Genomic DNA, 26200 nt, shown 5'->3' with positions numbered 1-26200 from the left:
AAGCGGGAATCGATGGTCTGGCATGTCGGTGTATGCTGACTGGTCGCACCATGGGCCCCCGATAAAGTCGGGGGTGACATTGTTTAAAGCGATGAGGGATCTTTGCCTCTCGCAAACCATATTCGAAAGGACAAATGTATGTCTGCAATTACTGCTTCAGCCGTCAAGGAACTGCGTGAGCTTTCCGGCGCTGGCATGATGGACGCCAAAAAGGCGCTTGAAGAAACCAATGGCAATATCGAAGCCGCTGTTGACCTGCTGCGCGCCAAGGGCCTTGCAACTGCTGCCAAGAAATCGAGCCGCACGGCTGCTGAAGGTCTGGTCGGTGTTGCTGTAGAAGGCACGAAGGGCACGGCTATCGAAGTTAACAGCCAAACCGATTTCGTCGCGAAGAACGAACAGTTCCAGGAATTCGTCGCTGCTGTTAGCCAAGTCGCCCTTGGCCTGGCTGCGAATGACGCTGAAGCCGTTTTGGCCGCGCCTTATGGTGGCGGTGAAACAGTTCAGGATCGTCTGACCAACAATATCGCGACCATCGGTGAAAACCAGGTTATTCGCCGCGTTAAGTCGCTTTCGGTCACCAATGGCCGTGTGGTTTCTTATGTGCACAACGTTGCGGCACCCGGCATGGGCGGCATTGGCGTTTTGGTGGCGCTTGAAAGCGAAGCGGATGCCGCGACGCTGGATGGTCTTGGTAAGCAATTGGCTATGCACATTGCCGCTGCATTCCCGCTGGCGCTGGATGAAACTGGCTTGGATGCCGAAACACTTGAGCGCGAACGCGGCATTGCCCGTGAAAAGGCCTCGGAAAGCGGCAAGCCTGCCGATATCGTCGAAAAGATGGTCGAAGGCGCTGTAAAGAAATTTGCTAAGGAAAATGCTTTGTTGAGCCAGCCATTTGTAATGGACGGCAAGACACCGATTTCCGACGTTGTGGCAGCCGCTAGTAAAGAAGCTGGCAAGCCCATCGTGCTGAAGGACTATGTCCGCTTCCAGCTTGGTGAAGGCATTGAAAAGGAAGTGTCCGACTTTGCGGCTGAAGTAGCTGCTGCGGTTGGCGCATAAAAAACAAAAGCATCGTTCGCATCTCGCCTAAGCGGGGTGCGAGCGGAGTTTACATGTCGCTATTAAATTACGGCATAAGCACTTGGCGATGTGGCGCGTGGCTTCTATAGCTGGGCGCCATTATCGTATCGGGGTGAGGGACATTATGGGCGCACACGGCTATCGCCGCATTCTGCTGAAATTATCAGGCGAAGTGCTTATGGGTGATCAAGCCTATGGCATTGACCCCGAAACAGTCGCTCGCGTGGCCGAAGAGGTAAAGGCGGCGCAGAATACAGGTTTGCAGCTCTGCTTGGTTATCGGCGGAGGTAATATCTTCCGTGGGATGTCCGGCGCGGCCAAGGGCATGGACCGGGCGCAGGCGGACTATATGGGCATGCTTGCCACCGTGATGAACGCGCTGGCCATGCAGAACGCGCTGGAGCAGCTTGGTGTGCCGACCCGTGTCCAATCCGCCATTGAGATGGACAAGGTCTGCGAGCCAGTCATTCGCCGCCGTGCGGAACGGCATTTGGAAAAGGGACGCATCGTCATTTTCGCCGCTGGCGTCGGTGCACCATTTTTCACAACCGATAGCGGCGCTGCATTACGCGCGGCCGAAATGCAATGCGATGCCTTATTTAAAGGGACGTCGGTCGACGGTGTTTATGACGCGGACCCTAAAAAGGTTCCGACAGCAAAGCGTTATGAAACATTGAGTTATGATCGTGTCTTGGCGGACAATCTGAAGGTTATGGATGCCAGTGCGGTGTCTTTATGCCGTGACAACAACATCCCAATCGTGGTCTTCTCGATCCGCGAGCAGGGCAATATATTGAAAGTGCTCGACGGAAGCGGCACTTCAACTGTGGTAACAAGCGAAGGAAACTGATCCATGCCGCAATATGACAAAACCGATGTAGAGCGCCGGATGAAGGGCGCTGTTGAATCATTCAAAAGCGACCTTTCGGGTTTGCGGACGGGCCGCGCCAACGTGACCTTGCTCGACCCCGTGGTGGTGGAAGTATATGGATCACACATGCCCTTAAGCCAAGTTGCGACCGTCAGCGCGCCAGAACCGCGTCTGTTATCGGTGCAGGTATGGGACCGGTCAAATGTGACTCCGGTGGAGAAGGCGATTCGTTCGGCTGGTTTGGGCTTAAACCCGATAACAGATGGTCAAACACTGCGTCTGCCAATCCCTGACCTGACCGAAGAACGCCGCAAGGAACTTGCGAAGCTCGCAGGCCAATATGCGGAAAAGGCAAAGATTGCGATCCGCAACGTGCGCCGTGATGCCAATGACGGATTGAAGACTGATGAAAATAAGAAGGAAATCAGCGAAGACGACCGCAAAAGGTTGGAAACTGAAGTCCAGAAAATGACCGATGAAATGATCAAGGCGGTCGATGACGCCGCAGCGCATAAGGAAAAGGAAATCCTTAGCCAGTGATTTTGGCTAGCCCTGTAACTGCATCGGGTTTCGGTAACTGATGGCTGACGCTGACGCTCAAGAACGCATTGCCGCCGGAACAGGCAAAATGCCGCGCCATGTCGCGATCATCATGGATGGTAATGGCCGCTGGGCGAAAAAGCGCATGTTGCCGCGGGCGATGGGGCACAAACGGGGCGTAGAGACTGTCCGCAATATTGTCCGCGCGGCGGGTGAGCTGGGGTTGGAAACGTTAAGCCTATACGCCTTTTCCAGCGAAAATTGGAAACGGCCTGAGGATGAGATCAGCGACCTGATGGGCCTGATGCGCGAATTTATCAAATCTGACCTTGATGAATTCGCCTCTAATGATGTGCGTCTTAAAATTATTGGGAATTATAAAGCATTAGCGCCAGATATTGTCGCAATGCTTGACGAGTCTATCGCTCGGACATCGCAAAATAGCCGCACGACATTGGCGGTTGCGCTGAACTATGGATCACAAGACGAGTTGGTTCGCGCGGCCCGCGCCGCCGCTGCGCAAGGTGAGATTAGTGCCTCTAGCATCGAAGCCAATCTAGACACGGCTGGGCTGCCACCGCTGGATTTACTCATCCGGACGTCAGGCGAACAACGGCTGTCCAATTTCATGCTGTGGCAGGCGGCATATGCCGAATTTTGGTTTACCGAGACCTTGTGGCCGGATTTCAATAAAGAGGAGCTCGCGGCCGCTCTCAACGAATTTGCGCGGCGTGAACGGCGCTATGGTGGCCGATGAACGATAAGGCTGCACCGCCGCTGAAACCACGGTCGGATTTAGGCGTACGAACATTATCGAGCGTCGTTATGATGTCGGTTGCGATATGTGCGATATGGCTGGGCGGCTATGCCTTTATGGGCCTTGTTATCGCGATAGGCCTTGGCGTTTTGTATGAATTTACCAAATTGGCGATTGGTTTCGTGGACAGCGTTTCGGCGCGGATATTCTGGGCATTGGGCGGCCTGACCTATGTCGGCCTGGCCTGCTTTACGTTGATGCTGTTCAGCGCACCTTTCTTTGGCATGACACCCGCGATCATGTTGATCGCAGGGGTAATTGGCACCGATGTCGGCGCCTATTTCGCAGGGCGCAGCATTGGCGGTCCTAAGATCGCACCACGGATCAGTCCTTCTAAAACATGGTCCGGTCTTTTTGGCGGCATGATTGGTGCGGGCCTTATAATGATCGTTATTCAGGCTGCCATCTACGCCTCCAGGGGCGGTGAAGCAGGCGATGGGGATGTCTATCTGGCTTATGGCTGGATCCGCCTCATGCTGACAGGAGCCGCGCTTGCGATAGTCGCGCAAATGGGGGATTTCTTTGAAAGTTGGATGAAGCGGCGTGCCGGGGTGAAGGATTCTGGGCGATTGATACCGGGTCATGGCGGGTTATTTGACCGGACGGACGGCCTTATCGCGGTTGCTTTTGCTGCTGGTGTCATCACATTGTTGCAAAATGTGGTAGGGAACTGATCCTGTGACCCGCAGCGTTTCTATCTTCGGCGCAACCGGTTCGGTCGGATTGTCAACACTGGACCTCATTCGCCAGCACCGCAGCCAATATCGCGTGGTTGCCTTAACCGCCAATGGCAATGCGGCTGCTGTAGCGCAGTTGGCGCGGGAATTTGATGCTGAATTGGCGGTTGTTGCGGATGAGGCGGCTTATACCGAACTCAAGGACGCATTGGCAGGAACGGGGATAGAAGCCGCAGCTGGAGCAGGCGCGCTTGTGGAGGCCGCCCGACGTAATGCCGATTGGACAATGGCATCCATCGTCGGCTGTGCTGGATTGCCCTCTACGATGGCTGCAATCGAGGCTGGGAAGACTGTAGCCTTGGCCAATAAAGAAGCATTGGTCTCTGCTGGCGCCTTGATGATGGCCGCAGTGCGCCGTTCGGGGGCAACGCTTTTGCCCGTGGACAGCGAACATAATGCGATATTCCAGTGCCTATCGGGCGGAAAAATTGACCAAGTACGCAAGATTACCCTGACCGCGAGCGGCGGGCCGTTCCGGTCATTCTCGCTTGAGGAGATGCGCGGCGTAACACCAGCGCAGGCTGTGGCGCATCCCAATTGGGATATGGGTGCAAAGATCAGCATCGATTCCGCAACCATGATGAATAAGGGCCTTGAACTGATTGAGGCCTATCATTTGTTTCCTGTGGGTTTGGATAAAATCGATATCCTTGTGCACCCGCAATCCGTTATCCATTCGATGGTCGAATATGTCGACTGTTCGACTTTAGCTCAACTTGGATCGCCAGATATGCGTATTCCCATAGCCAGCGCGCTGGCATGGCCCGAGCGTATCACGACAAGCTGCAAACCGCTGGATTTAGCGACCATTGGCCAGTTGACCTTTGAGCAACCCGATGTTGAACGCTTTCCGGCGCTTCGACTTGCCCGCGCGGCGATAGCCGAAGGCGGAGCGAAGCCAGCCATTTTAAACGCTGCCAACGAAGTCGCTGTAGCGGCGTTTTTGGCAGGCCAAATTACATTTTTGGAAATTGCGGCGTTGGTCGAAGCGACATTGACGGCTTATATGCCAGAGGCGCCTGCAAATTTGGAAGATCTGTTCAGCATCGATGCAGACGCACGGCAATATGCCCGTGCCGTATTGGAGAAATTGACGCGTGGCCACTGAATCACCCCATATTCTTTTGACGTTAGTCGCGTTTTTGGCGCTGATTGGGTCGCTTGTCGTGGTACATGAGCTCGGTCATTATGCCGTGGGCCGTTGGTTCGGCGTGAAGGCCGAAAAATTCTCTATCGGTTTTGGCCCGCAAATTTGGGGCAGGGTTGATAAACGCGGCACTTTGTGGCGCATCGGCTTGTTACCCTTGGGGGGATATGTCCAATTTGCAGGCGACATGAACCCTGCAAGCCAAGCCGACGAAAGCTGGAAGCAGTTACCAGAAGAGGAACGCAACCAAACATTCCAATCGAAAACCTTGTGGCAACGCGCGTTGATTGTGTTTGCCGGACCTGCGGTGAATTTCATCCTCGCTATCCTTATAGCGATGGGTTTCTTGTTGGCATTTGGGAAATCAGTGACACAGCCAGTGGTGGATGTTGTGCAGCCCAATAGCCCCGCCGCGGTAGCCGGGTTGCAGGTTGGTGACCGTATCCTGACATTGAATGACCGCACGGTCGAAACTTTTGATATGATGGCCAATGAGGTCATAATGATACCGAACGAAAAAATCGTCCTGGAAATCGAACGTAACGGCGCGCGCATGACCAAGGAAGCTACAGTCGCTGCTGTTATTGAAGTGGACCGGTTCGGTAATGAATATCGTATTGGCCGGCTTGGCATTGGCGCCAGCAAATTGGAAATTCGTGAAGTAGGCCTACTTGAAGCGCCATGGGCTGCGGTTGTGCAGACGGGCAATATTTTGCGTCAACAAATCATTGGTTTGGGCCAGATTATTTCGGGTCGTCGGCCCATTTCCGAACTGGGCGGCCCTTTGAAAATCGCAAAAGTATCTGGCGAGGCCATGAGCCTTGGCATTCTAACTTTTATTAGCCTTGCAGCATTAATCTCGATTAACTTAGGGTTCATCAATCTGCTGCCAATTCCGATGCTCGATGGAGGACATTTGTTGCTCTATGCTATAGAAGCTGTGCGTCGGCGACCAGCCACGCCCGTAGTGCAGGAGTGGGCTTTTCGTGCAGGATTTGCGATGCTGGCAGCATTCATGATCATGGTCACATTCAATGACCTTGCGTCTTTCGGTCTTTTCGAAAGCGGTTGAGGGCATTGCATACTTGATTGCGCGCGCTGCATGGGGCAGGGACGCAAAACTATATTATAGGCAAAAGCCAACGCTGCACTGGCGGCGGACATCAGATCGGATGACAATGAAAAGTAGACCTTGCGGTAACTTCAAAAGCTTTGGCCTATATTTGATGGGCTCGACGGCGCTTGCCGCGACGGGCACTATGACGCCCGCTTTTGCGCAGACCGCGCCGGCGACGCCTTCGGCGCAGCCGGAGGCAGCTGCGTCCGTTGAAACCATTCAATCGATTACCGTCGTCGGAACGCAACGACTCGAAGCCGATACTGTGCGATCATATATCCGCTTACGCGCCGGGCAGCCATGGACGCAGGTTGCTGGTGACCAAGCGTTGAAGGACTTGTATGCGACCGAGTTGTTTGCGGATGTCGCTGTCCGCAATAACGCTGGCGCCGTCGTTATTGAGGTGCGCGAAAATCCAGTGGTGAACCGCATCATTCTTGAAGGCAATAAGCGCATAAAGAATGACAAAATTGAACCCGAAATCAAGCTTGCACCGCGGCAGATTTATTCGCGGTCCAAGGTGCGTGCGGACGTTGCGCGCATTGTGGAACTATACAAGCGCCAAGGGCGCTTTGCGGCGGTAGTTGAACCCAAGCTGGTTCAACTTGACCAGAACCGCGTGGACATTGTTTTCGAGATTACAGAAGGGCCAAAGTCCAAGGTTCAGCAGATCAACATCATTGGTAATGAAAAGTTTTCCGATGGTGAGTTGCGCGGCGAGATGGTTACGAAACAAGCCCGATTTTACCGGTTGTTCAGTTCCGGCACCAGCTATGATCCCGACCGCTTGGCGTTTGACCAGCAAAAGTTGCGTCAATTTTACCTGACACAAGGCTATGCTGATTTTCGCGTTGTTTCCGCAGTCGCCGAACTGACGCCTGATAAACAGGACTTCATCATCACTTATGTGGTGGAAGAAGGTGACCGATATAAATTTGGTGACGTGAAAGTTGAGAGCCAAATTCGCGATTTTGATTCAGAGCGCCTGACGACGACTTTGCGCATGAAAAAAGGCGACTGGTATGACGCCAAGATGGTCGAGGATACCGTCGAAAGCCTTTCAGAAACGGCTGGTCTCTTCGGTTATGCCTTTGCCGACGTAAACCCTGATTTTCAGCGGGATAAAGACACGTTGACTATGGGCATCACGTTCAACGTTGCGGAATCCCCGCGTGTGTTTGTGGAACGTGTCGACATTAACGGTAACACGCTGACTCAAGACAAGGTTGTGCGCCGTGAATTCCGTCTGAACGAAGGCGATGCGTTTAACAGCATTCAGGTAAAACGGACGGCGGAGCGTATTAAGTCGCTGGGATATTTCCAAGAAGATCTAGAAGTCGAGCAGGAGCAGGGCAGTGGCCCCGACCGCATCATCCTGAGCACCAATGTGGAAGAAAAAGCGACGGGCGAATTGTCCTTGTCGGCTGGATTTTCATCGATCGAAAACTTCATTTTCCAAGGTTCAATCAAGCAGCGAAATTTCCGTGGCCTTGGTCAGGAATTGCGGACGAATATTTCTTATTCATCTTATTCCAAATCTGCCGAAATTGGTTTTACCGAGCCATATCTGTTTGACCGATCTATCGCTATATCAGGCGATATTTTCCGCCGCGATTTAAACAGCTTCAACTTCTTTAACAACCAACGCAACACGACCTATGAGCAAGCCACAACAGGTATGCAGGTGCGTGTGGGTGTGCCCGTTAATGAATATATTTATTTTCAGGCGCGCTATGGCTTGAGCCAAGATGATATTTCGCTTGATGCGAATACCTTCTTTTCCGATCCAGACGGTGCTGGCCCTCTTCTGCCATCTTGTGACCCAATCATTGCCGGACGTTTTCTGTGCGATGCGTTGGGTAAGCGTGTAACGTCCTCCATTGGCTATACATTGCTGTATGACGATCGCGATAATCGCATCCGCCCGACGCGCGGCCAGAGCTTCGGTATAAGTCAAGACTTTGCGGGTCTCGGCGGTGACGTTAAGTATGTAAAGACGCGGATTAACGCTGACAAATTTTGGAAGCCATTCGGTAATTTCGTTTTCGGATTGTCTTTGGAAGGTGGCTATATTCACCCGCTAGAAGACCGTGGTTTAACCTCAGAGGGTATTGACGATGTTCGGCTGACCGACCGTTTCTATCTGGGTGAGCCGCAAATGCGCGGGTTTGACATTCGCGGGATCGGTCCCCGCGTACAGCGTGTGTTCTTCCAAAGTCAGGTCGTAAACGGGGTAGCCGTGAATGTGCCGCTGACGGATCGCAACCAGATTCAGGACGATGCTCTTGGCGGACGTTTTTATTATCTTGGTCGTGCCGAGCTCCAAATTCCGCTGGGAAGCGGGGCAAGGGAGTTGGGTTTGCGTCCGTCGATGTTCGTCGACGTAGGTTCAGTGTTTGATGTTACGCGACCTATTTTACAGACAGTGCCACAGCGCGAAGTTCTGTCGAACGGTGCGCAAGGGGCGCCTTTATATTATTTCGTTGATTCTGCTGGTGCGCTTCAAACATCCACTACGGCTACCAATGCCGACGGATCGGCGCGGGTTGCCGCATTGCGTTTCGAAGAACGCTTTTTCGGCGACAGTTGGAAGCCCCGCTTGTCGGTTGGCTTCGGCGTCAACTGGAATTCACCCTTCGGTCCGTTCCGGATCGATATTGCTCGCGCTCTGCTTAAGCAGGAGGGTGACGACACCAAATTATTTACATTCAACGTAGGAACGCAATTCTAATGAAAATTCGTAAAAACATTCTCGCCGCAGCTTTTTTATCTGTAGCTGCCATTTCAGTACCAGCATCTGCCCAAGTTGCTGGTATCGCTACGTCTGACACGGCTGTTGCAATCACCCGTTCAAAGGCGCTTGGCGCTGCCTATCAACAAATCGGCACACAATACGCGAGCGTGGCGCAGCAATTGCAAGCCAAGCGCGTAGAGATCAACAATCTGAATGCGCAGTTGGATATCAACAAGGACAAGGAGCTGACGCAGGCCGAGATTGATGTTGCCATTAAGGCGAACAGCCCCTTGCTGACGCAACTCGACGCGAAGCAGAAAGAAATAAACACGCTCCAGGATCCTATCGTGCTGGCGCAGCTTTATGCGGTCGAACAGATTGCATTGAAATATGATGCTGCACAGCAAGCCGTCATTACCGCCAAGAAGATCAATGTTATCTTGGCACCCGATGCGTTTGTATGGGCACCAGATGCTGTCGATGTGACTGCCGCGATCACCGCTGAACTTGATAAGGCGGTCCCATCCGTAACAATAACACCGCCCGCTGGTTGGCGCCCGTCGCGTCAGATTGGTGCTTTGTATCAGCAGATTCAGCAGTTGATCAACGCTGCAACGCAACAAGCCCAAGCGGCTGCTGCGGCGCAGGCACGTCCGGCTACGGCTCCAACTGCGCAGCCTGAAAGCCGCTAGACTTTATGTCCGGGGGCGATTTCAGCAATTATGATGTGCGTCGGGTTATGGCGGTGCTCCCGCACCGCTACCCCATGCTCTTGGTCGACCGCGTAGAAGAGCTTGTCGTTGATGAGCGTATTTGCGCGGTCAAGGCCGTAACCATGAATGAAGGGTTTTTTCAGGGACACTTCCCTGGACGGCCTATCATGCCAGGTGTTCTGATTGTTGAAGCACTGGCGCAAGCGGCTGGTGTTTTGGCAATGGAAAGCCTTGGTTTGATTGGGTCGGGCAAGCTTGTGTATTTCATGTCGATTGACAATGCCAAGTTCCGTGCGCCGGTCGAGCCAGGATGCCTGATGCATTTGCACGTTGAATTTGTGCAGAAACGTGCGCGGGTATGCAAATTTGCCGGACGCGCCATGGTTGGTGATCAAATCGCTGCCGAGGCCGAATTTATGGCGATGATTGCTGAACCACCTGCTTAATCCATAGTCGCGACGTCCTAGACTTGATGCGGGAGACTGCAGGGCTAGGCAGCCTATGAAGTAACCAAGCGCGAAGCGCGTAATGCCAAGCAGCATGATATTTCGATGTTGCTATATCATGCGCCCCCCGCTATGCGCGGCGCTTCCGAATTTAGGGTTACCGGTCGGAAACCGGTGACTGAACAAAGGATTTATATATGAAAGCCGACATTCACCCCGATTATCACATGATCAAGGTGCAGATGACCGATGGCACCGTCTTCGAAACACGCTCCACTTGGGGCAAAGAAGGCGACACGCTCGCTCTGGATATCGATCCGACATCGCACCCAGCATGGACCGGCGGTTCAGGCCGTATGCTTGACACTGGCGGCCGCGTAGCCCAGTTTAACAAGCGTTTTGGTGGCCTAAGCCTCAAAAAGTAAGAATTTCATTGTGCCGGGCTCAGGCTCGGCACAGGACATATTTAAGGTCTAATTTTAGACCGAAAATGGGATCGCGCCTGCCTCAGTGGCGCTATGGCGACCGTAGCTCAGTTGGTTAGAGCGCTGGTTTGTGGTACCAGAGGTCGGGGGTTCAAGACCCCTCGGTCGCCCCATTTCTTCCACGCTATAATCTGTGTGACATTTGTGTAGCGTAATATTATTACGCCTTAACGCAATATGATTCCGATTGCCCAAGGGCATCTTCGCACAAGGAAATATTCATGCCCGCTATTTGGGACTTGCCTGATTTTGACTCTCATGAGGCGGTGCACGTCTTTGATGACCGCAAGACGGGTCTAAAAGCGGTTATCGCTGTGCACTCCACCCATTTGGGACCAGCAGCCGGCGGAACACGTTTTTGGCATTATGGCGATTCCCAAGCCGCGATCGTTGACGCGCTGCGCCTGTCCCGCGGGATGAGCTACAAAAACGCGATGGCAGGGCTTTCTGCTGGCGGCGGCAAAGCGGTTATTCTTGCGAACCCAGCGCGCACGAAAGCGCAGGACATGCTCTATGCCTTTGCGCGGGCAGTGGATTCGCTCGGCGGGAAGTACATAACAGCGCAGGATGTCGGCATGTCTGAAGCAGACATGGTTTCCTTGTCAAAGGTCACACCACATGTGGCTGGCCTACCCGGGCAGGGCGGTGATCCTGGACCATATACAGCACGCGGAGTATATCTGGGCGTTGAGGCAGCAGCAAAGCATGCGCTTGGCGCAGATAATATGTCGGGTGTCCATGTCGCTATTCAGGGCGTTGGCAGTGTGGGCGGCGGACTGGCGCGTTATTTGGCCGAACAAGGCGCAAGGCTGACATTGGCGGATGTTGACGCGCAACGTGCCGCTGACTTGGCCGCGGAACTTGGTGGCACGAGCGTTGCTGCTGACGACATCATGCATGTTGCAGCAGATATCTTCAGCCCATGCGCTTTAGGGGCCATCCTTACAGTAGAGAGCGTGGCCGCGTTGAAAGTGCGCGCCGTCGCGGGCGGTGCCAATAATCAATTGGCAACAGGCCTAGAGGGACGGATGCTTGCAGATCGTGGCATCCTTTATGCGCCAGATTATGTGATCAACGCAGGTGGCATCATTAATGTTATGCGCCACATTGAAAATGCGGATGACGCAGAAATCAACCGAAGGATTAATGCTATTCCTGCACGCCTTTCGGCCATCTGGTCCGAAAGTGATTCGACCGGCCTGACGCCAGCCGAAGTTGCCGACAATATGGCACAAAAGCTTATTGGCAGATGATCGCAAATCCATTGGCGTAACGCTTTTGCGGTGCTAAAGGCGCTGCCTAATCATGCATCGCTTTGCCAATCCTGCCCGATTCTTGCGTATAGCAAAGCCGCTTACGCCTGCATTATTCTGGCTGGGTCTTTTGCTCACACTCATCGCTTGCATTTGGGGTTTGTTTTTTACCCCGACCGAACGATTGATGGGGGATACCGTCAAAATTCTTTTCGTGCATGTTCCCTCCGCCTGGCTGGGAATGGGGGGCTGGACGGGCATTGCGATTGCCAGCATCGTGCAATTGGTATGGCGTCACCCCTTAGCCGGCGTTGCCGCCCGTGCTATCGCGGTTCCCGGCGCGACCTTCGCGGCGATTTGCCTGATTACCGGGTCCATATGGGGACGGCCAACATGGGGCACTTGGTGGGTCTGGGATGGTCGATTGACGTCTATGCTCGTGCTCTTCTTTCTATATCTGGGTTACATCGCTTTATCTAACGCTTCCAGCGAGAAAGGTGATACGAGCCGTGTGGCGGCTGTTTTTGGCGTCATTGGCGCGGTCAATATCCCGATCATCAACCGTTCGGTTGTCTGGTGGGAAAGTCAGCATCAAAAAGCGAGTATTACGCTGGGCGGTTCGTCCATTGATACTGCTTATTTGGTACCCTTGTTTATCGCCGTCGTAGGTTTCAGCCTGTTGTTCGGCGCGCTTGTTCTGATGCGGATGCGCACAGCACTTGCGGAGATGCGGATTGAAGCGCGTATGCGCCGGATGGCGCAAGGCTGATGCCCCACGCGCCTTTCATCATCGCGTCATTTGCGGTTACGGGCGTTTTTATGACCTGGTTGATCGTATCTAGCTATCTTTCCATGCGCCGTGCGGAAGCGTCGGCAGATGCATTGCGGGAACAGTCATGAAACCGAAACATCAGCGTTTGTTATTGGCTTTGATTGCCGTGGTGGCATTGGTTAGCGCCGGTCTGATCGCGGCTTCCGCCTTGCGCGAAGAGGCATCCTATTTCTACACGCCCACAACCTTGGCTGCGGCCAATGTCCCGCCTGGTAAAGCAATAAGGCTTGGCGGGATGGTGCAGAAGGGGTCAATCGTGCGCGCCGCTGATGGCGTGTCCATCACGTTCATTGTGCAGGACCAAGAGCGCAGTCAAAAGGTTGCGTATCGCGGTATTACACCTGATTTGTTTGTTGAAGGTTCTGGCGTCGTCGCCGATGGCCGTCTCCGGCCTGATCGTGTGTTCGTTGCCGAGAGCTTGCTGGCGAAACATGATGAAAATTACGTACCCAAAGAGCTCGCCGATATCGACATGACTGCGGCGGAAAATACGCAAAACACGGTTTCTCAGTGAAGGCTTTGACATGATTGCAGAAGCAGGATTGGCCGCCCTTTGGCTTGCAGCGGCTATGGCGTTGCTGCAGCTTGTAGGTGGCCTGACATTGTTGCGCGGCGGGGCAGGGCAGTTGGCGCCGCTTGTTAAGCCCGCGGCCTATATGCAGGGTGCCCTGTGTGCCTTCGCTTTCTTCGCACTCATGTGGTTATTTTATGTGACGGATTTGTCGGTTCTGTTGGTGGCAAGCAATAGCCATATCGACAAGCCGATGATCTTCAAATTGGCTGGCACATGGGGCAATCATGAAGGATCAATGCTGCTGTGGGTGGCGGTTATGTCGGTATCTGGCGCGGCAATCGCTTTGTTGGAAAAACGGATTGAAGCGAAGACTTTATACGCAACGCTTGCGGTGCAAGGTTTCATTGCGCTCGGCTTTTTTGCGTTTCTGCTGTTTGCCTCGAATCCATTTGAACGTCTTGTGCCAGCTCCATTAGAAGGCGCAGGGCTTAACCCGCTGTTGCAGGATGTCGGGCTCGCCTTTCATCCGCCGACGCTTTACATGGGCTATGTCGGCCTTTCTATCGCATTTTCTTTCGCGGTCGGCGCGTTGCTAACCAACCAGGTAGGACCCGCCTTTGCGCGGGCCATGCGGCCATGGGTTTTGGCAGCTTGGATTTTCCTTACCATAGGCATCGCAGCGGGCAGCTATTGGGCTTATTATGAACTTGGTTGGGGAGGCTGGTGGTTCTGGGATCCCGTTGAAAATGCGTCGTTGATGCCATGGTTGGCGGCGACGGCTTTACTGCATTCGGTTAGCGTTCTTGCGACCCGCAATGCACTGCGTGCATGGACAATCATGCTTGCACTTGTCGCTTTCGCAATGTCCATGGCTGGCACGTTTCTTGTGCGGTCGGGGATATTGACCAGTGTTCATGCCTTTGCCGTTGATCCGGAGCGCGGCGCGTTCATTCTGGCGCTCATGCTGATGTATACCAGCATTGCTTTCGTCATTTTTGCCCTGCGCATCGGAACGGTGAAGCAAGGCGAGCCATTTCAATTGGTCAGCCGCGAAGGCGGTATCGTCGCCAATAACATCTTCCTCAGTGTCATCTTGGCGATTGTTTTGATTGGTACGCTCTACCCGCTCGCGGCGGAGGCGATGGGAGATAAAATTTCCGTTGGCCCGCCATATTTTAACAAGGCGACAGTGCCTGTCATGCTGCTGTTGATGCTTGCGTTGTTGATTGGTCCCATGTTGCGGTGGCGACGGGACGCATTGATGCGTATCAAATATTGGTTGATCGGAGGGGCGGCTATTCTGTTATGCGGCGGATTGGTTGCATGGAGGCTGGCCCCCGGCACGGGTCTGTTTCCATTGCTGGGTATCGCTTTGTCTTTGGCGCTCGCGGTCGCTGCTTGGCTGCCGCTTCGGGGACGCAAATTGTTACGCACGCCTTTGCCTATTTTCGGCATGGTCATTGCCCATTTTGGGATAGCCGTCAGCGTCTTTGGCATGGCCGCGGAATCGGGATTTTCAAAAGAAACCCTTACGGCGCTTGCGCCTGGTGAAAGCGCCGAGATCTCAGGCTGGAAGGTTAGACTATCAGACGTAAAACCTGTCGTCGGCGACAATTGGGTGGCTGTTGAGGGCGAAATGCTTGCGAATAAAAATGGCAATTCTTTTGTGATGCGTCCCCAATCACGGCACTTTTTCAAGCCAGAAATGCAAACGAGCGAGGCTGCATTGCTAACCCGCTGGAATGGCCAATTATACGCCGTCATCGCGCAGCCTGACCAAGAAGGCGATGGCCGTTGGCAAGTGCGCTTGTGGTGGAAGCCGTTCGTGACCTTCATCTGGTTTGGGGGCGGGCTGATTGCTCTTGGCGGGGCGATATCATTATTTGGGAGGATGTTCCGGCGCGCTAGGAAGCCAGCAATCAATAAGTGGGAACCGGCATGAACAAGCCTTGGTTTTTATGGATACCTCTTGCGGTTGTCGCCTTCATAGGCGGACTGGCGATTTATGGCCTTGCCGTGCCTAAGGACGACCAAGTCCATTCTGCGATGATTGGCAAAAAGCTACCTGCATTTTCTTTGCCCGCTGCAACGGCAGGCGTTCCGGCTTTATCCAGCGCCGATATGGCCGACGGTAAACCGCGCTTGCTCAACATTTTTGCAAGCTGGTGCTTGCCTTGCAAAGCAGAGGCTCCGCATCTGGAGACATTGAAGGCGGCGGGTGTCGAGATTGACGCTATAGCTGTGCGCGATAAGCCGGAGGATGTGGCGGCCTTTCTTGCTGAATTTGGTAATCCGTTCCGGCGCATAGGTTCAGACACCGAAATGGCGGTGCAGTTGAAGCTTGGCTCATCCGGCGTTCCTGAAACCTATGTCATCGGCGGCGATGGCACGATATTGTTTCAGCATATTGGTGATATCCGTGCGGAGCATGTGCCGATGCTGATTGAAAAAGTGAATGCCGCGAAATGAGAGCATGGGTTCCCATTTTGTTGATGCTCGCTGCGCCTGCTTTCGCGCAAGGCAGTGGCCCAACACCTGCGCTGGCCAATCGGCAACTTGCTGATCCTGCACAAGAGGCAGAGGCCATGCGTCTGATGCATAGTCTGCGCTGTATTCAATGTCAGGGGCAATCCATCGCAGATAGCGATGCCGCAATGGCGGAGACAATGCGCGCTGAAGTGCGTCAACAAATCGCGGCTGGCCAAAAACCACAAGACATTCGAAGCTGGATGATCGACCGTTATGGCGAGTGGGTCAGTTTTGAACCGGATATCAAGGGATCCGGACTCTTGCTCTGGATCGCGCCCTTTTTGATATTCTTTGCCGCAATTTGGCTTGCCCGCGGACTGTTTCGGAGGCGTACATGAACGGTTGGATTGCACTTGGGTTGCTATCGATCCTTACCTTATTGGTCTTGGTTTTGTGTGTGCGATCGTCAAAGGGATTGTGGCAGGTTGCGGCAGCAACCGTACTTTTGGGCATGACAGGATATGCGCTGCAGGGACGGCCATCGTTACCGCCCGCGCCAGCGCAGCCTCTAGAGGCGAGTGCAGCAGGCGCGACGCAGTTGGTGGAAATCCGGGCCGACATGGATCAAAGCTTTGGCAGCGCGAAACGCTGGCTCGTGACAGCGGATTCCTTTGCTAAGCAAGGGGATTATCCCTTGTCGGCTTCTTATATTCAGTCCGGGTTGCGCGCTGACCCGCAGAATGCCGATTTATGGTCCGCACTTGGCCTGCAATTGATGTTGGCCAGTGAGGGGCAAATGTCACCGCCGGCACAATTGGCGTTTGATAAAGCGCGGGCCATTCGGCCTAAATATCCGGCGCCTTATTATTTTGCGGGGCTTGCACGTTTGTTCGCTGGGGACCTTGATGGGGCGATTGTGCTCTGGGAAAAAACCATTTCATTGGCAACGCCGAATGCCAAATGGAAACCGCGGATTGAGTCGCAGCTGCAGGCGGCAAAGGCCCTGCAAGCACAAGCGCAACAATCAAAATGAATTATCAATTTTAAGCAATTGATTATTTGATATTTTTATAGTTTTTTGAAGCAACATTGCTGTGTTGTGAAGGGCCGTGCTCCATGCTATTGCCCCCGCCCCAGTCACGAGGAAGGTGGCATTTGGGGCAAAAGCCGGGGAAACAATATGGTTGGACCGCAAGCAGATGATTTCGGTCATAGCGACCAGGATCACCATCACAGTCATGCCCCGAAAGGGTCGCTGCTGGCTTTATGCGTCGGCACCATTGGCGTTGTCTTCGGCGACATCGGCACAAGCCCGATTTATGCGTTCCGTGAAACCTTCGCCGGTCATCACCCGATTACCCCCGACCCGATGCACATCAAAGGCGTGTTGAGCCTTGTATTCTGGTCGATGATGATTGTGGTGACGTTCAAATATGTCTTCACCATCATGAAGGCTGACAATAAGGGCGAGGGCGGAAGCCTAGCCCTTTTGGCGCTCATTAACCGGCAAACGGCTGGCGCAAAATGGACCGCGCCCTTTGTCATGCTTGGGGTGTTTGCAACCGCCCTATTTTATGGGGATTCTATGATCACGCCGGCTATGTCGATCTTATCGGCAGCCGAAGGTCTGAAATATGTGCACGAAGGCTTCAGCGCGTGGATATTGCCGATTGCTGTAGTGATTATCGGCGCGTTGTTTGCATTCCAGTCACGTGGGACGGCTAAAGTGGGGGCCTGGTTTGGGCCGATCATGCTGCTATATTTTTCGACATTGGCGGGCTTGGGGCTGATGCATCTGACGAAGATGCCGTTGATCATATTCGATGTTTTGAACCCCATGAACGCGTTTTATTTCTTCTACATTGACGGTTTTCGGGCCTTTGTGGCGATGGGCACGGTTGTGCTGGCTGTAACAGGTGCAGAAGCGCTGTATGCCGATATGGGGCATTTCGGACGACGGCCGATTAAGTTTAGCTGGCTGTTCTTCGTGCTGCCCGCGTTGATGCTCAATTATATGGGGCAGGGGGCCATGATAATGTCCATGACCCCGCAAGAGGCTCAGATTGCCATTCGCGATCCGTTCTTTTTGATGGTGCCGGAGCTTATCAGCACCCCCGTTATTTTCCTGACCATCATGGCCGCCATCATTGCCAGCCAAGCCGTCATTTCCGGCGCGTTTTCCTTGACGCAGCAAGCTATACAGTTGGGCTTCATGCCGCGCCTGAGTATATTGCATACCAGCGAAAAGGCAGCTGGGCAGATTTATATCCCAGCGATTAACTGGGGCCTTGCGGTGATGGTCTTGCTGCTGGTTTTATTCTTCCAGTCATCGTCCAACCTTGCTGCTGCTTATGGCATTGCGGTGACGGGCGCTATGTTCATTGATACTTGCCTGATTGCGGTTGTCCTGCTGTCGCTGTGGAAATGGCCAAAGTGGAAAGCGCTGCCGATCCTTGCATTGTTCTTCATCGTTGATTTTGCGTATTTAGGCGCCAATTTGTTGAAGGTGCCATCGGGCGGTTGGGTGCCTTTGGTCATTGGATTAATCATCTTCACCTTGTTGACGACATGGTCGCGTGGCCGCGCTTTGATGCGCGAACGGATGGCCGAAAGCACAATGCCTATGGAGATTTTCATAAAGTCTGCCGCCAACAGCGCCACCCGCGTGCAAGGAACCGCGATTTTCATGGCATCGGCGGCCAGTGGCGTGCCATCCGCTTTGCTGCACAATATTAAGCACAACCGCATCTTGCATGAACGCGTCATCATCCTGACGGTGCAGATTGAGGATGTGCCCTATGTCGTCAGCACTGACCGCATAATCTGTAAGGATTTGGGGGAAGGTTTTTACCGTGTAAAAATGCGCTTTGGCTTTTTGGAAGAGACCAATGTGCCAGCAACGCTCGACTTGGTCGATTTATGTGGTCCCAAATTTGACATGATGCACACCAGCTTTTTCCTGTCGCGCCAGACATTGATCGCATCTAAAATGCCCGGCATGGCGATCTGGCGGGAAAAGATATTTGCATGGATGTTGCGCAATGCGGCCAATGCGATGGAGTTTTTCAAATTGCCAACCAATCGCGTAGTTGAATTGGGTAGCCAAGTTGAAATTTAACGTGCGTTGGATTTTCGCAATAAAATAACCCCAACGCATTTTAAGACTGGACGAATGTTGCTCGATATGGCTATCGCCATATAGTTATGAAAATGCGCAACGCCCTTTCGCTTCTCCTACTACGACTTACACGCCCTTAGGCGTGCCTGTTTTGCTGACGATGTTCGGCAACCCGCCTAAGGGCCACATCACCGCCAATTTTAGCCCCAAAGCCGGGCGTCTCAGCGAAGTTGCCATATCATGATGCTTTCCGATCCATCGCGTAAATACCGACCCTTTCCCCAAGTAGATTTGCCCAACCGCATTTGGCCGACGCGGACCATCGACCGCGCGCCCCGCTGGCTCTCCACCGACCTGCGTGATGGAAACCAAGCGCTTATTGATCCCATGGGGGCGGAGAAGAAGAACCGCTTTTTTGACCTGTTGTTGAAGGTCGGCGTAAAAGAGATTGAAGTTGGCTTCCCAAGTTCGGGCGCCACCGATTTCGATTTTATTCGCGGACTTGTTGACAGTGGCCGCATTCCGGATGACGTTACAATCCAAAGCCTGACACAGTCCCGGCGCGACCTGATTGAAAAAACGTTCGAGAGCATGGCCGGCGCGCCGCGCGCAATTGTGCATGTCTACAATGCCGTTAGCCCAGCGTGGCGCGACATAGTCTTCAACCTCGACAAAGCGGGTGTGAAGGCGATTGCCATAGAAGGCGCGAATATCCTGAAAGAGCAAGCGGCCAAATATCCGCAAACCGATTGGCATTTTGAATATAGCCCCGAAACTTTCTCGACGGCTGAACTCGAATTCAGCCTTGAAGTGTGCGAGGCGGTGATGGATGTGTTGCAGCCCACAGCAGAAAAGCCGCTGATCCTCAATCTGCCAGCGACAATTGAGGCAGCCATGCCCAATGTCTATGCCGACCAAATCGAATGGATGTGCCGCAATATCAGCGCGCGTGACCATGTGATCATCAGCCTGCATCCCCACAATGACCGGGGCAGTGGCATCGCTGCGGCCGAACTTGGCTTGCTGGCGGGTGGTGACCGTATAGAGGGTTGCTTGTTCGGTAATGGCGAGCGCACCGGCAATGTCGATTTGGTGACGCTGGCGTTGAATATGTATACGCAAGGCCTAAATCCCGGCCTCGATTTCAGCGACATTGACGAGGTTATTCAGACCGTCGAATATTGCAACCAGTTGCCGGTTCACCCGCGCCATCCTTATGCAGGCGAATTGGTATTCACCGCCTTTTCAGGGTCGCATCAGGACGCGATTAAAAAAGGGTTCGCAGCGCAGGAACGGCAGAATGACGAAATTTGGCGTGTGCCCTATCTGCCCATTGATCCTGCTGATTTAGGCCGCAATTATGAAGCCGTAATCCGCGTGAATTCGCAAAGCGGCAAGGGAGGTGTGGCTTGGGTGATCGAGCAGGACCAAGGTTTGAAGCTGCCCAAACGGATGCAGGCGAATTTCTCGACTACAGTGCAGGAATTGTCCGACAGTACCGGGCGCGAACTAACCAGCAATGACATTTGGGAAGCGTTTGAAAAGCGGTACCATCTCAAGGGCGATGGCCGGTTCCGGCTCATCGATTTCCATGAAACCCAAAGCCAGCGGCAAAAGGACGAGCGCATCTTTGCAGGTAATATCCGCATAGATGGCGTCGAACAAAGCGTTAGCGGACGGGGCAATGGCCTGATTTCCAGCCTTGCCAACGCTTTGCAGGACGCATTGGGCGGTCCGCTGGACATTATCGACTATAGCGAGCACGCCATTGGCCATGGCACCGATGCCCGCGCCGCGGCTTATGTCGAATGTCGTGTTGGTGACGGACCAATATTATTTGGCGTCGGCATCAGTCAGGATGTGGCCACAGCGTCGGTCAGAGCAATCCTGAGCGCCGCCAACGGGGCTTAGGCTATCCTTGATAGGCGCCCGGGTCGATTGGGCCGTGGCGCCCGTCTGGTGGCCTTACCCTACGGAATAGCCCATTAAAAAAGGTGGGTTTGACAGCTGCGACGCGCTGTGGCTAACCCGTATTTAACCAATATATTAACAAGGGATTCGACGCATGGCACTTCCGGCAATTTTCGATAATCTTCGGCTTCCAGTGATCGGCTCACCGCTGTTCATCGTGTCGGGACCGGAACTGGTCATCGCGCAGTGTAAGGCCGGTGTAGTTGGGTCGTTTCCGGCACTCAATGCGCGTCCAGCAAGCCAGTTGGACGAATGGTTGCATCAGATTACCGAAGAGCTCGCTGCCCATAATCGCGATAATCCTGATCGCCCCGCCGCGCCTTATGCGGTGAACCAGATTGTCCATAAGTCGAATAACCGACTGCAGGAGGATCTTGCGGTATGCGCCAAATGGCAGGTGCCGATTACCATTACCTCGCTCGGTGCGCAGGAAGAACTCAACCAAGCTGTGCATAGCTGGGGCGGGATTGCCTTCCATGACGTCATTAACGACCGTTTCGCGCATAAGGCGATTGAAAAGGGCGCCGATGGCCTCATTCCCGTTGCTGCGGGTGCTGGCGGCCATGCGGGCGTCACGTCACCTTTCGCGTTGATGCGTGAAATCCGTGAATGGTTTGACGGGCCAGTCGCTCTGTCCGGTTCAATCGCGCATGGTGCGTCGGTTCTCGCGGCACAGGCGATGGGCGCAGACTTCGGCTATATCGGTAGTGCGTTCATCGCGACGAAGGAAGCGAACGCGGTTGACGGCTACAAAGAGAATATCGTTGAGGCGAAGGCCGCCGACATTGTCTATTCCGACCTATTCACGGGCGTCAGCGGAAACTATCTGCGCCAGTCGATTGAGCGGGCAGGGATGGACCCGAACAATCTGCCCAAGGGCGATATTTCGACTATGAACTTCGGCTCTGGCGGCAATAGCGAAGCCAAAGCGTGGAAAGACATTTGGGGCTCAGGCCAAGGCATTGGCGCAATCAAAGAAGTCCAAACCGTGGCACAATTTGTGGACCAGCTTGAGGCGGAATATCGCGCAGCGAAAGCCAGCCTTGATGCGCGCTATTTGGGGTAATTGCGCTTCGATTATTAAGCGCTCGGTACATGCCCCCCGATCAAGTCGGGGGGTATGTTCTTGATGCCCTAAAGCTCTAGCTTGACTTTTCAAAGGCAACGCTGATGTCCAAGGTGACATCATCCGAGATCATCGGAACGGCATAGCTAATGCCAAATTCGCTCCGCTTGATGACCGCGGTGGCGTGAAAGCCAACTGTCGCTTTCTTGTTGAACGGATTATTGCCAGCTCCTGAAAATTTGGTGTCGAGCACCACAGGCTTTGTCACACCGTTCAGTGTCAGGTTGCCGGTGATTTTCGCTGTGGTGGCTGATGCAACAACGCTGGTTGAAACGAATTTGGCATCCGACGGGGCAGGGCCAAAAAAGTCGGCCTTGCCGCCGTCCTTGCCAGCGCGCAGCAGATGGCTGGTCAGGCCAGCACTGGCCGTTGTGACTTTGCTGACAGGAATAGTGATATCAACCTTGGCAGCGTTGGGATTAGCTGGATCAAGTATCAGCGTTCCCGTCGCATCGCCGAAAATACCGAAATAATCGTTGAAGCCAAAATGGCTGACGCTCCAGCCGATGAGCGTATGGCCGGGGTCGGTGCTGTACGTCCCTGCGGTGACACGCGCTACGTCCATTGTTCCGGGCATTTGCGGTGCGCTTTGCGCGACCAATGGCACAGCGAACAAGAGGGGGAGGGCACATAAAAGCTTACGCATAACTTTGCTCCAGATAGCAAAAAGGGGAAGCATCAGTGTCGATGCCTCCCCTGAATGAGTCAAGCTAGGAAAAAGCGATTAGTTTTTCGCCTGATCCACCAACTTATTCTTGGCAATCCATGGCATCATCGCACGCAGCTTTGCGCCCGTAGCTTCGATGGGGTGCGCTGCAGCGGCCTTACGTGCGGCTTTCAATTCTGGCTGACCCGCGCGGTTATCGAGCACGAAATTCTTAACGAAGCGGCCAGATTGAATGTCCGCGAGAACGCGCTTCATTTCCGCCTTGGTTTCGTCGGTGATGATACGTGGGCCCGTGGTGATATCGCCATATTCTGCGGTATTCGAAATCGAATAACGCATATTGGCAATGCCACCTTCATACAAGAGGTCCACAATCAGCTTGGTTTCATGCAAGCATTCGAAATAGGCCATTTCTGGGGCATAGCCTGCTTCGGTCAAGGTCTCGAAACCAGCTTGGATCAGGTGCGTGATACCGCCGCACAACACGGCCTGTTCGCCGAACAAATCGGTTTCGCACTCTTCGCGGAAGTTGGTTTCTATGATGCCGCTGCGTCCGCCGCCCACGCCGCTGGCATACGCAAGGGCGATGTCATGAGCGTTACCGCTGGAATCCTGTGCAACTGCGATTAGGCATGGCACGCCGCCACCCTTTTGATATTCGCTGCGCACGGTGTGACCAGGGCCTTTTGGTGCGATCATGATCACGTCAATGTCGGCGCGCGGTTCAATAAGACCGAAATGGATGTTGAGGCCATGGGCAAAGGCCAAAGCCGCGCCGGGCTTCATATTTGCGTGCAGGTCATCGGCGTAAATGGCGGCCTGATGTTCATCGGGTGCCAGCACCATGAGGATATCGGCCCAAACGGCCGCGTCAGCATTGGCCAAAACCTTGAAACCAGCGGCCTCTGCCTTTTTGGCTGTGGCTGAACCGGCGCGCAGGGCAATCGCGACTTCCGCTACGCCGCTGTCACGCAGGTTTTGCGCATGGGCATGGCCTTGGCTACCATAGCCTACAATCGCGACCTTTTTGTCTTTGATAAGGCCCAAGTCGCAATCGGCGTCATAATATACTTTCATTCTTCCGTCCTTCTTCGTTGCCGTCACCCTGAACGTGTTTCAGGGCCTTACTTTCAACGGCGTATTTTCAAAATCCTGAGATGCAGTTCCTATTGTTCAAACGCGCCCAAGATGACGATATCGTAATTAACTAACCCCAGCACCCCGCATCAGGCCGACAATCCCAGTCCGGCCAACTTCGACCAGACCGACCTCACGCATAAGCGTTACAAAAGTATCGATCTTGTCAGGACCACCTGTGATTTCAAAAATGAAGCTGTTGACGGTGGCGTCGATAACGCGTGCGCGATAAATGTCGGCAAGGCGCATCGCCTCAACACGTTGGTCGCCCGTGCCGTTGACTTTGACCAAGGCAAGTTCCCGCTCCACATGCGGCCCAGCCTCGGTGAGGTCCGTGACTTTGTGGACGGGAATCAGCCGCTCGCATTGCGCGATAATCTGGTCGATCACCGGCGGCGGGCCTTTGGTGACGATAGTTATCCGGCTGGTCGTATGGTCTTCGCTGATATCGGCCACAGTAAGGCTATCGATATTATAGCCCCGCGACGTGAACATGCCAGCGATGCGGGCCAGCGTGCCCGCTTCATTATCGACGGTCAGGGTCAGCACGTGCCGTTCGGTAAGTTCTTGCTTGATTTGCATTATACGAGCGCCTTTGCTTCGTCATCCATGGTGCCCGATACTTGGTCTGCATTGAGGATCATGTCCGTATGGGCTGCGCCTGATGGTATCATCGGGAAGCAGTTCGATGTTTTGTGCACACGGCAATCGAACATGACTGGTCCGTCATACGCCAACATTTCGGCGATGGCATCATCAAGCTTGGCGGGGTCATCGCAACGAATGCCTTTCCAGCCATATGCTTCGGCCAGCGCAACAAAGTCGGGCAGGCTGTCCGAATAGCTTTCGGAATAGCGGCTTTCATATGTCAGCTCTTGCCATTGGCGCACCATCCCCATCCATTCATTGTTGAGGATGAATACCTTTACCGGCAAACGATATTGCGTGGCCGTTGCCATCTCTTGAATGTTCATCTGGATCGATGCTTCACCGGCGATGTCGATGACAAGCGCGTTTGGATTACCCAATTGCGCGCCGATTGCCGCAGGTAGGCCATAGCCCATCGTCCCTAGTCCGCCGCTGGTCAGCCATTTGTTTGGCGCATCAAAATGAAAATGTTGCGCCGCCCACATTTGATGCTGGCCAACCTCAGTCGAGATAATTGGCGATTTGTCCTTGGTCGCTTCGAACAGGCGCTCAATCGCATATTGCGGCATGATTTCCTGCGTGCTGCCGGGGTAGCTGAGACAGTCAACGGCGCGCCATCCGGCGATGCGTGCCCACCAATCCTCTAGCGACTGTTTTTTGTATTTCCGGCCTTTCCATACATCAATCATCTGACGCATGGCCGTGCCAACATCCGCAACGATGGGTAAGTCAACGCGCACGGTCTTGTTCATCGAACTGCGGTCTATATCGACGTGAATTTTGACGCTGTCGGGTGAAAATGCGTCCAATCGGCCTGTTACACGGTCGTCAAAGCGCGCGCCCAAGCAGACCATGACATCGCATTGGTTCATGGCCATATTGGCTTCATAGGTGCCGTGCATGCCGAGCATACCTAACCAAGCGTCGCCGGAGGCGGGGTAAGCGCCAAGGCCCATCAACGTCGATGTCACCGGCGCGCCAGTCAGCTCAGCCAACTCACGCAGCGCTTCACTGGCGGCGGGGCCTGAATTGATGATGCCGCCGCCCGTGTACAAAATCGGTGCCTTAGCGTTGGCAATCAATTCCACCGCGCGGTTGATTTCGGCATAGTCGGCCTCACCCGCATATGTGAAGCGCGTACGTGCAGGGCGCTTTACATCGGTACTTGCCGTTGCAACCTGCACATTTTTGGGAATGTCGATGACAACCGGACCGGGGCGTCCTTTCGTGGCAATGGAAAAAGCCTCCCGCACAATGGTGGCGAGCTCAGCTGGGTCCTTCACCAAATAATTATGCTTGGAACAATGGCGTGTAATGCCGACAGTGTCGGCCTCTTGAAAGGCATCGGAACCGATCAAATTTGTTGCGACCTGACCGGTCAACACAATCAAAGGAATAGAATCCATAAATGCGTCGGCAATACCGGTAACGGCATTGGTCGCACCGGGGCCAGACGTGACCAGCACAACACCTGGTTTACCCGTTGCGCGGGCATAACCCTCAGCCGCATGCGCGGCGCCAGCCTCATGCCGGACGAGGACATGTTTAATTTTCTTCTGCTGAAATAAGGCGTCGTAAATGGGCAATACAGCACCACCGGGATAACCGAATACGGTGTCCACGCCCTGTTCAACCAGGATATCAATCAAAATTTCTGCGCCGGATTTTTCGGGCACTAGACAGTCCTTATATGTTTAGCGGCTTCCCTATGTTGCACTGCAACAGGGTAAGCAAGAGCGGGCTAGCTAATGATTAGAAAATGACTTGTCAAA

The 26200-nt window shown here is 53.8% G+C and carries 26 protein-coding genes and 1 tRNA gene; 23 read left to right on the top strand and 4 right to left on the bottom strand.

Annotation, left to right across the window (positions count from 1 at the left end; genetic code table 11):
- The first annotated feature begins 138 nt into the window (after positions 1–138).
- From tsf to D7D48_RS05720, 23 genes are all read left to right on the top strand, one after another.
- Complete coding sequence (gene tsf, locus D7D48_RS05830; RefSeq protein WP_125230388.1) at positions 139–1065, top strand: translation elongation factor Ts; 927 nt, start codon at positions 139–141, stop codon at positions 1063–1065.
- Between the two features lie 145 nt (positions 1066–1210).
- Positions 1211–1936 carry a UMP kinase gene (gene pyrH / locus D7D48_RS05825; RefSeq protein ID WP_125230900.1) on the top strand — a complete coding sequence of 242 codons (726 nt, stop codon included), beginning with the start codon at positions 1211–1213 and terminating at the stop codon, positions 1934–1936.
- Positions 1937–1939: 3 nt separating this feature from the next.
- Entirely contained in the window at positions 1940–2497 is a 558-nt protein-coding gene (gene frr / locus D7D48_RS05820) for a ribosome recycling factor (RefSeq protein WP_125230387.1), read from the top strand.
- Positions 2498–2537: 40 nt separating this feature from the next.
- Positions 2538–3254: a polyprenyl diphosphate synthase gene (gene uppS, locus D7D48_RS05815; protein WP_185739789.1), complete on the top strand. Its 717-nt coding sequence runs from the start codon at positions 2538–2540 to the stop codon at positions 3252–3254.
- Complete coding sequence (locus tag D7D48_RS05810; protein ID WP_125230386.1) at positions 3251–3988, top strand: phosphatidate cytidylyltransferase; 738 nt, start codon at positions 3251–3253, stop codon at positions 3986–3988. The genes uppS and D7D48_RS05810 overlap by 4 nt, the downstream gene beginning before the upstream one ends.
- Before the next feature lie 4 nt (positions 3989–3992).
- Positions 3993–5159: a 1-deoxy-D-xylulose-5-phosphate reductoisomerase gene (locus D7D48_RS05805; protein ID WP_125230385.1), complete on the top strand. Its 1167-nt coding sequence runs from the start codon at positions 3993–3995 to the stop codon at positions 5157–5159.
- The gene (gene rseP, locus D7D48_RS05800; RefSeq protein ID WP_245964348.1) at positions 5149–6270 is read left to right on the top strand and encodes an RIP metalloprotease RseP; all 1122 of its coding nucleotides are present in this window, start codon (positions 5149–5151) and stop codon (positions 6268–6270) included. The genes D7D48_RS05805 and rseP overlap by 11 nt, the downstream gene beginning before the upstream one ends.
- A gap of 154 nt (positions 6271–6424) precedes the next feature.
- Positions 6425–9046 (top strand): outer membrane protein assembly factor BamA, encoded by a 2622-nt coding sequence (bamA, locus tag D7D48_RS05795; protein ID WP_425452545.1) that lies wholly within the window; start codon positions 6425–6427, stop codon positions 9044–9046.
- Complete coding sequence (locus D7D48_RS05790; protein ID WP_125230384.1) at positions 9046–9741, top strand: OmpH/Skp family outer membrane protein; 696 nt, start codon at positions 9046–9048, stop codon at positions 9739–9741. Before bamA ends, D7D48_RS05790 begins: the two co-directional genes overlap by 1 nt.
- 5 nt (positions 9742–9746) lie before the next feature.
- Positions 9747–10208 (top strand): 3-hydroxyacyl-ACP dehydratase FabZ, encoded by a 462-nt coding sequence (gene fabZ / locus D7D48_RS05785; protein ID WP_125230383.1) that lies wholly within the window; start codon positions 9747–9749, stop codon positions 10206–10208.
- 197 nt (positions 10209–10405) lie between these two features.
- On the top strand, positions 10406–10633 hold the full coding sequence (gene rpmE, locus D7D48_RS05780) for a 50S ribosomal protein L31 (RefSeq protein WP_125230382.1): 228 nt from the start codon (positions 10406–10408) through the stop codon (positions 10631–10633).
- Between the two features lie 96 nt (positions 10634–10729).
- A tRNA-His gene (locus D7D48_RS05775) sits at positions 10730–10806 on the top strand.
- Between the two features lie 108 nt (positions 10807–10914).
- Entirely contained in the window at positions 10915–11946 is a 1032-nt protein-coding gene (locus D7D48_RS05770; protein ID WP_125230381.1) for a Leu/Phe/Val dehydrogenase, read from the top strand.
- A gap of 52 nt (positions 11947–11998) precedes the next feature.
- A complete protein-coding gene (gene ccmC, locus D7D48_RS05765; RefSeq protein WP_125230380.1) occupies positions 11999–12715 on the top strand; it encodes a heme ABC transporter permease CcmC in 717 nt (238 codons plus the stop codon).
- A complete protein-coding gene (gene ccmD / locus D7D48_RS10650) occupies positions 12715–12846 on the top strand; it encodes a heme exporter protein CcmD (protein WP_125230379.1) in 132 nt (43 codons plus the stop codon). Before ccmC ends, ccmD begins: the two co-directional genes overlap by 1 nt.
- Positions 12843–13292 (top strand): cytochrome c maturation protein CcmE, encoded by a 450-nt coding sequence (gene ccmE, locus D7D48_RS05755; RefSeq protein ID WP_125230378.1) that lies wholly within the window; start codon positions 12843–12845, stop codon positions 13290–13292. Before ccmD ends, ccmE begins: the two co-directional genes overlap by 4 nt.
- A gap of 10 nt (positions 13293–13302) precedes the next feature.
- Complete coding sequence (locus D7D48_RS05750; protein WP_125230377.1) at positions 13303–15234, top strand: heme lyase CcmF/NrfE family subunit; 1932 nt, start codon at positions 13303–13305, stop codon at positions 15232–15234.
- Complete coding sequence (locus tag D7D48_RS05745; protein WP_125230376.1) at positions 15231–15761, top strand: DsbE family thiol:disulfide interchange protein; 531 nt, start codon at positions 15231–15233, stop codon at positions 15759–15761. The genes D7D48_RS05750 and D7D48_RS05745 overlap by 4 nt, the downstream gene beginning before the upstream one ends.
- Complete coding sequence (locus D7D48_RS05740; protein WP_125230375.1) at positions 15758–16159, top strand: cytochrome c-type biogenesis protein; 402 nt, start codon at positions 15758–15760, stop codon at positions 16157–16159. Before D7D48_RS05745 ends, D7D48_RS05740 begins: the two co-directional genes overlap by 4 nt.
- Complete coding sequence (locus D7D48_RS05735; protein ID WP_125230374.1) at positions 16156–16794, top strand: tetratricopeptide repeat protein; 639 nt, start codon at positions 16156–16158, stop codon at positions 16792–16794. The genes D7D48_RS05740 and D7D48_RS05735 overlap by 4 nt, the downstream gene beginning before the upstream one ends.
- Positions 16795–16941: 147 nt before the next feature.
- The gene (locus D7D48_RS05730; protein ID WP_125230373.1) at positions 16942–18879 is read left to right on the top strand and encodes a potassium transporter Kup; all 1938 of its coding nucleotides are present in this window, start codon (positions 16942–16944) and stop codon (positions 18877–18879) included.
- Between the two features lie 240 nt (positions 18880–19119).
- Positions 19120–20790 (top strand): 2-isopropylmalate synthase, encoded by a 1671-nt coding sequence (gene leuA / locus D7D48_RS05725; protein WP_125230372.1) that lies wholly within the window; start codon positions 19120–19122, stop codon positions 20788–20790.
- Positions 20791–20944: 154 nt separating this feature from the next.
- A complete protein-coding gene (locus D7D48_RS05720) occupies positions 20945–21916 on the top strand; it encodes an NAD(P)H-dependent flavin oxidoreductase (RefSeq protein ID WP_125230371.1) in 972 nt (323 codons plus the stop codon).
- A gap of 76 nt (positions 21917–21992) precedes the next feature.
- On the opposite strand, the gene D7D48_RS05715 is transcribed toward D7D48_RS05720, so the two are convergent.
- The 4 genes from D7D48_RS05715 to D7D48_RS05700 all read right to left on the bottom strand — a co-directional run bounded on the left by D7D48_RS05715 (position 21993) and on the right by D7D48_RS05700 (position 26104).
- Entirely contained in the window at positions 21993–22622 is a 630-nt protein-coding gene (locus D7D48_RS05715; RefSeq protein WP_125230370.1) for a YceI family protein, read from the bottom strand.
- 78 nt (positions 22623–22700) lie between these two features.
- Positions 22701–23720, bottom strand: coding sequence for a ketol-acid reductoisomerase (ilvC, locus tag D7D48_RS05710; RefSeq protein ID WP_125230369.1), 1020 nt, complete (start codon positions 23718–23720; stop codon positions 22701–22703).
- A 126-nt stretch (positions 23721–23846) separates the two neighbouring features.
- Positions 23847–24362: an acetolactate synthase small subunit gene (gene ilvN, locus D7D48_RS05705; protein ID WP_125230368.1), complete on the bottom strand. Its 516-nt coding sequence runs from the start codon at positions 24360–24362 to the stop codon at positions 23847–23849.
- Positions 24362–26104, bottom strand: a complete 1743-nt coding sequence (locus tag D7D48_RS05700; protein ID WP_125230367.1) for an acetolactate synthase 3 large subunit — start codon at positions 26102–26104, stop codon at positions 24362–24364. Before D7D48_RS05700 ends, ilvN begins: the two co-directional genes overlap by 1 nt.
- Positions 26105–26200 lie beyond the last annotated feature (96 nt).

Source organism: Sphingorhabdus wooponensis, from assembly GCF_003933235.1.
Lineage (GTDB): Bacteria > Pseudomonadota > Alphaproteobacteria > Sphingomonadales > Sphingomonadaceae > Sphingorhabdus_B > Sphingorhabdus_B wooponensis.
Note: the sequence above shows the minus strand (reverse complement) of the source record. Positions and strands in the feature narration are given on the sequence as shown.

Bases quoted from the DNA above. Each gene is read 5' to 3' on its own strand.
- tsf (WP_125230388.1), top strand. From the start codon at position 139: ATGTCTGCAATTACTGCTTCAGCCGTCAAGGAACTGCGTGAGCTTTCC.
- pyrH (WP_125230900.1), top strand. From the start codon at position 1,211: ATGGGCGCACACGGCTATCGCCGCATTCTGCTGAAATTATCAGGCGAA.
- frr (WP_125230387.1), top strand. From the start codon at position 1,940: ATGCCGCAATATGACAAAACCGATGTAGAGCGCCGGATGAAGGGCGCT.
- uppS (WP_185739789.1), top strand. From the start codon at position 2,538: ATGGCTGACGCTGACGCTCAAGAACGCATTGCCGCCGGAACAGGCAAA.
- D7D48_RS05810 (WP_125230386.1), top strand. From the start codon at position 3,251: ATGAACGATAAGGCTGCACCGCCGCTGAAACCACGGTCGGATTTAGGC.
- bamA (WP_425452545.1), top strand. From the start codon at position 6,425: ATGGGCTCGACGGCGCTTGCCGCGACGGGCACTATGACGCCCGCTTTT.
- D7D48_RS05790 (WP_125230384.1), top strand. From the start codon at position 9,046: ATGAAAATTCGTAAAAACATTCTCGCCGCAGCTTTTTTATCTGTAGCT.
- fabZ (WP_125230383.1), top strand. From the start codon at position 9,747: ATGTCCGGGGGCGATTTCAGCAATTATGATGTGCGTCGGGTTATGGCG.
- rpmE (WP_125230382.1), top strand. From the start codon at position 10,406: ATGAAAGCCGACATTCACCCCGATTATCACATGATCAAGGTGCAGATG.
- D7D48_RS05770 (WP_125230381.1), top strand. From the start codon at position 10,915: ATGCCCGCTATTTGGGACTTGCCTGATTTTGACTCTCATGAGGCGGTG.
- ccmC (WP_125230380.1), top strand. From the start codon at position 11,999: ATGCATCGCTTTGCCAATCCTGCCCGATTCTTGCGTATAGCAAAGCCG.
- ccmD (WP_125230379.1), top strand. From the start codon at position 12,715: ATGCCCCACGCGCCTTTCATCATCGCGTCATTTGCGGTTACGGGCGTT.
- ccmE (WP_125230378.1), top strand. From the start codon at position 12,843: ATGAAACCGAAACATCAGCGTTTGTTATTGGCTTTGATTGCCGTGGTG.
- D7D48_RS05750 (WP_125230377.1), top strand. From the start codon at position 13,303: ATGATTGCAGAAGCAGGATTGGCCGCCCTTTGGCTTGCAGCGGCTATG.
- D7D48_RS05745 (WP_125230376.1), top strand. From the start codon at position 15,231: ATGAACAAGCCTTGGTTTTTATGGATACCTCTTGCGGTTGTCGCCTTC.
- D7D48_RS05740 (WP_125230375.1), top strand. From the start codon at position 15,758: ATGAGAGCATGGGTTCCCATTTTGTTGATGCTCGCTGCGCCTGCTTTC.
- D7D48_RS05735 (WP_125230374.1), top strand. From the start codon at position 16,156: ATGAACGGTTGGATTGCACTTGGGTTGCTATCGATCCTTACCTTATTG.
- D7D48_RS05730 (WP_125230373.1), top strand. From the start codon at position 16,942: ATGGTTGGACCGCAAGCAGATGATTTCGGTCATAGCGACCAGGATCAC.
- leuA (WP_125230372.1), top strand. From the start codon at position 19,120: ATGATGCTTTCCGATCCATCGCGTAAATACCGACCCTTTCCCCAAGTA.
- D7D48_RS05720 (WP_125230371.1), top strand. From the start codon at position 20,945: ATGGCACTTCCGGCAATTTTCGATAATCTTCGGCTTCCAGTGATCGGC.
- D7D48_RS05715 (WP_125230370.1), bottom strand. From the start codon at position 22,622: ATGCGTAAGCTTTTATGTGCCCTCCCCCTCTTGTTCGCTGTGCCATTG.
- ilvC (WP_125230369.1), bottom strand. From the start codon at position 23,720: ATGAAAGTATATTATGACGCCGATTGCGACTTGGGCCTTATCAAAGAC.
- ilvN (WP_125230368.1), bottom strand. From the start codon at position 24,362: ATGCAAATCAAGCAAGAACTTACCGAACGGCACGTGCTGACCCTGACC.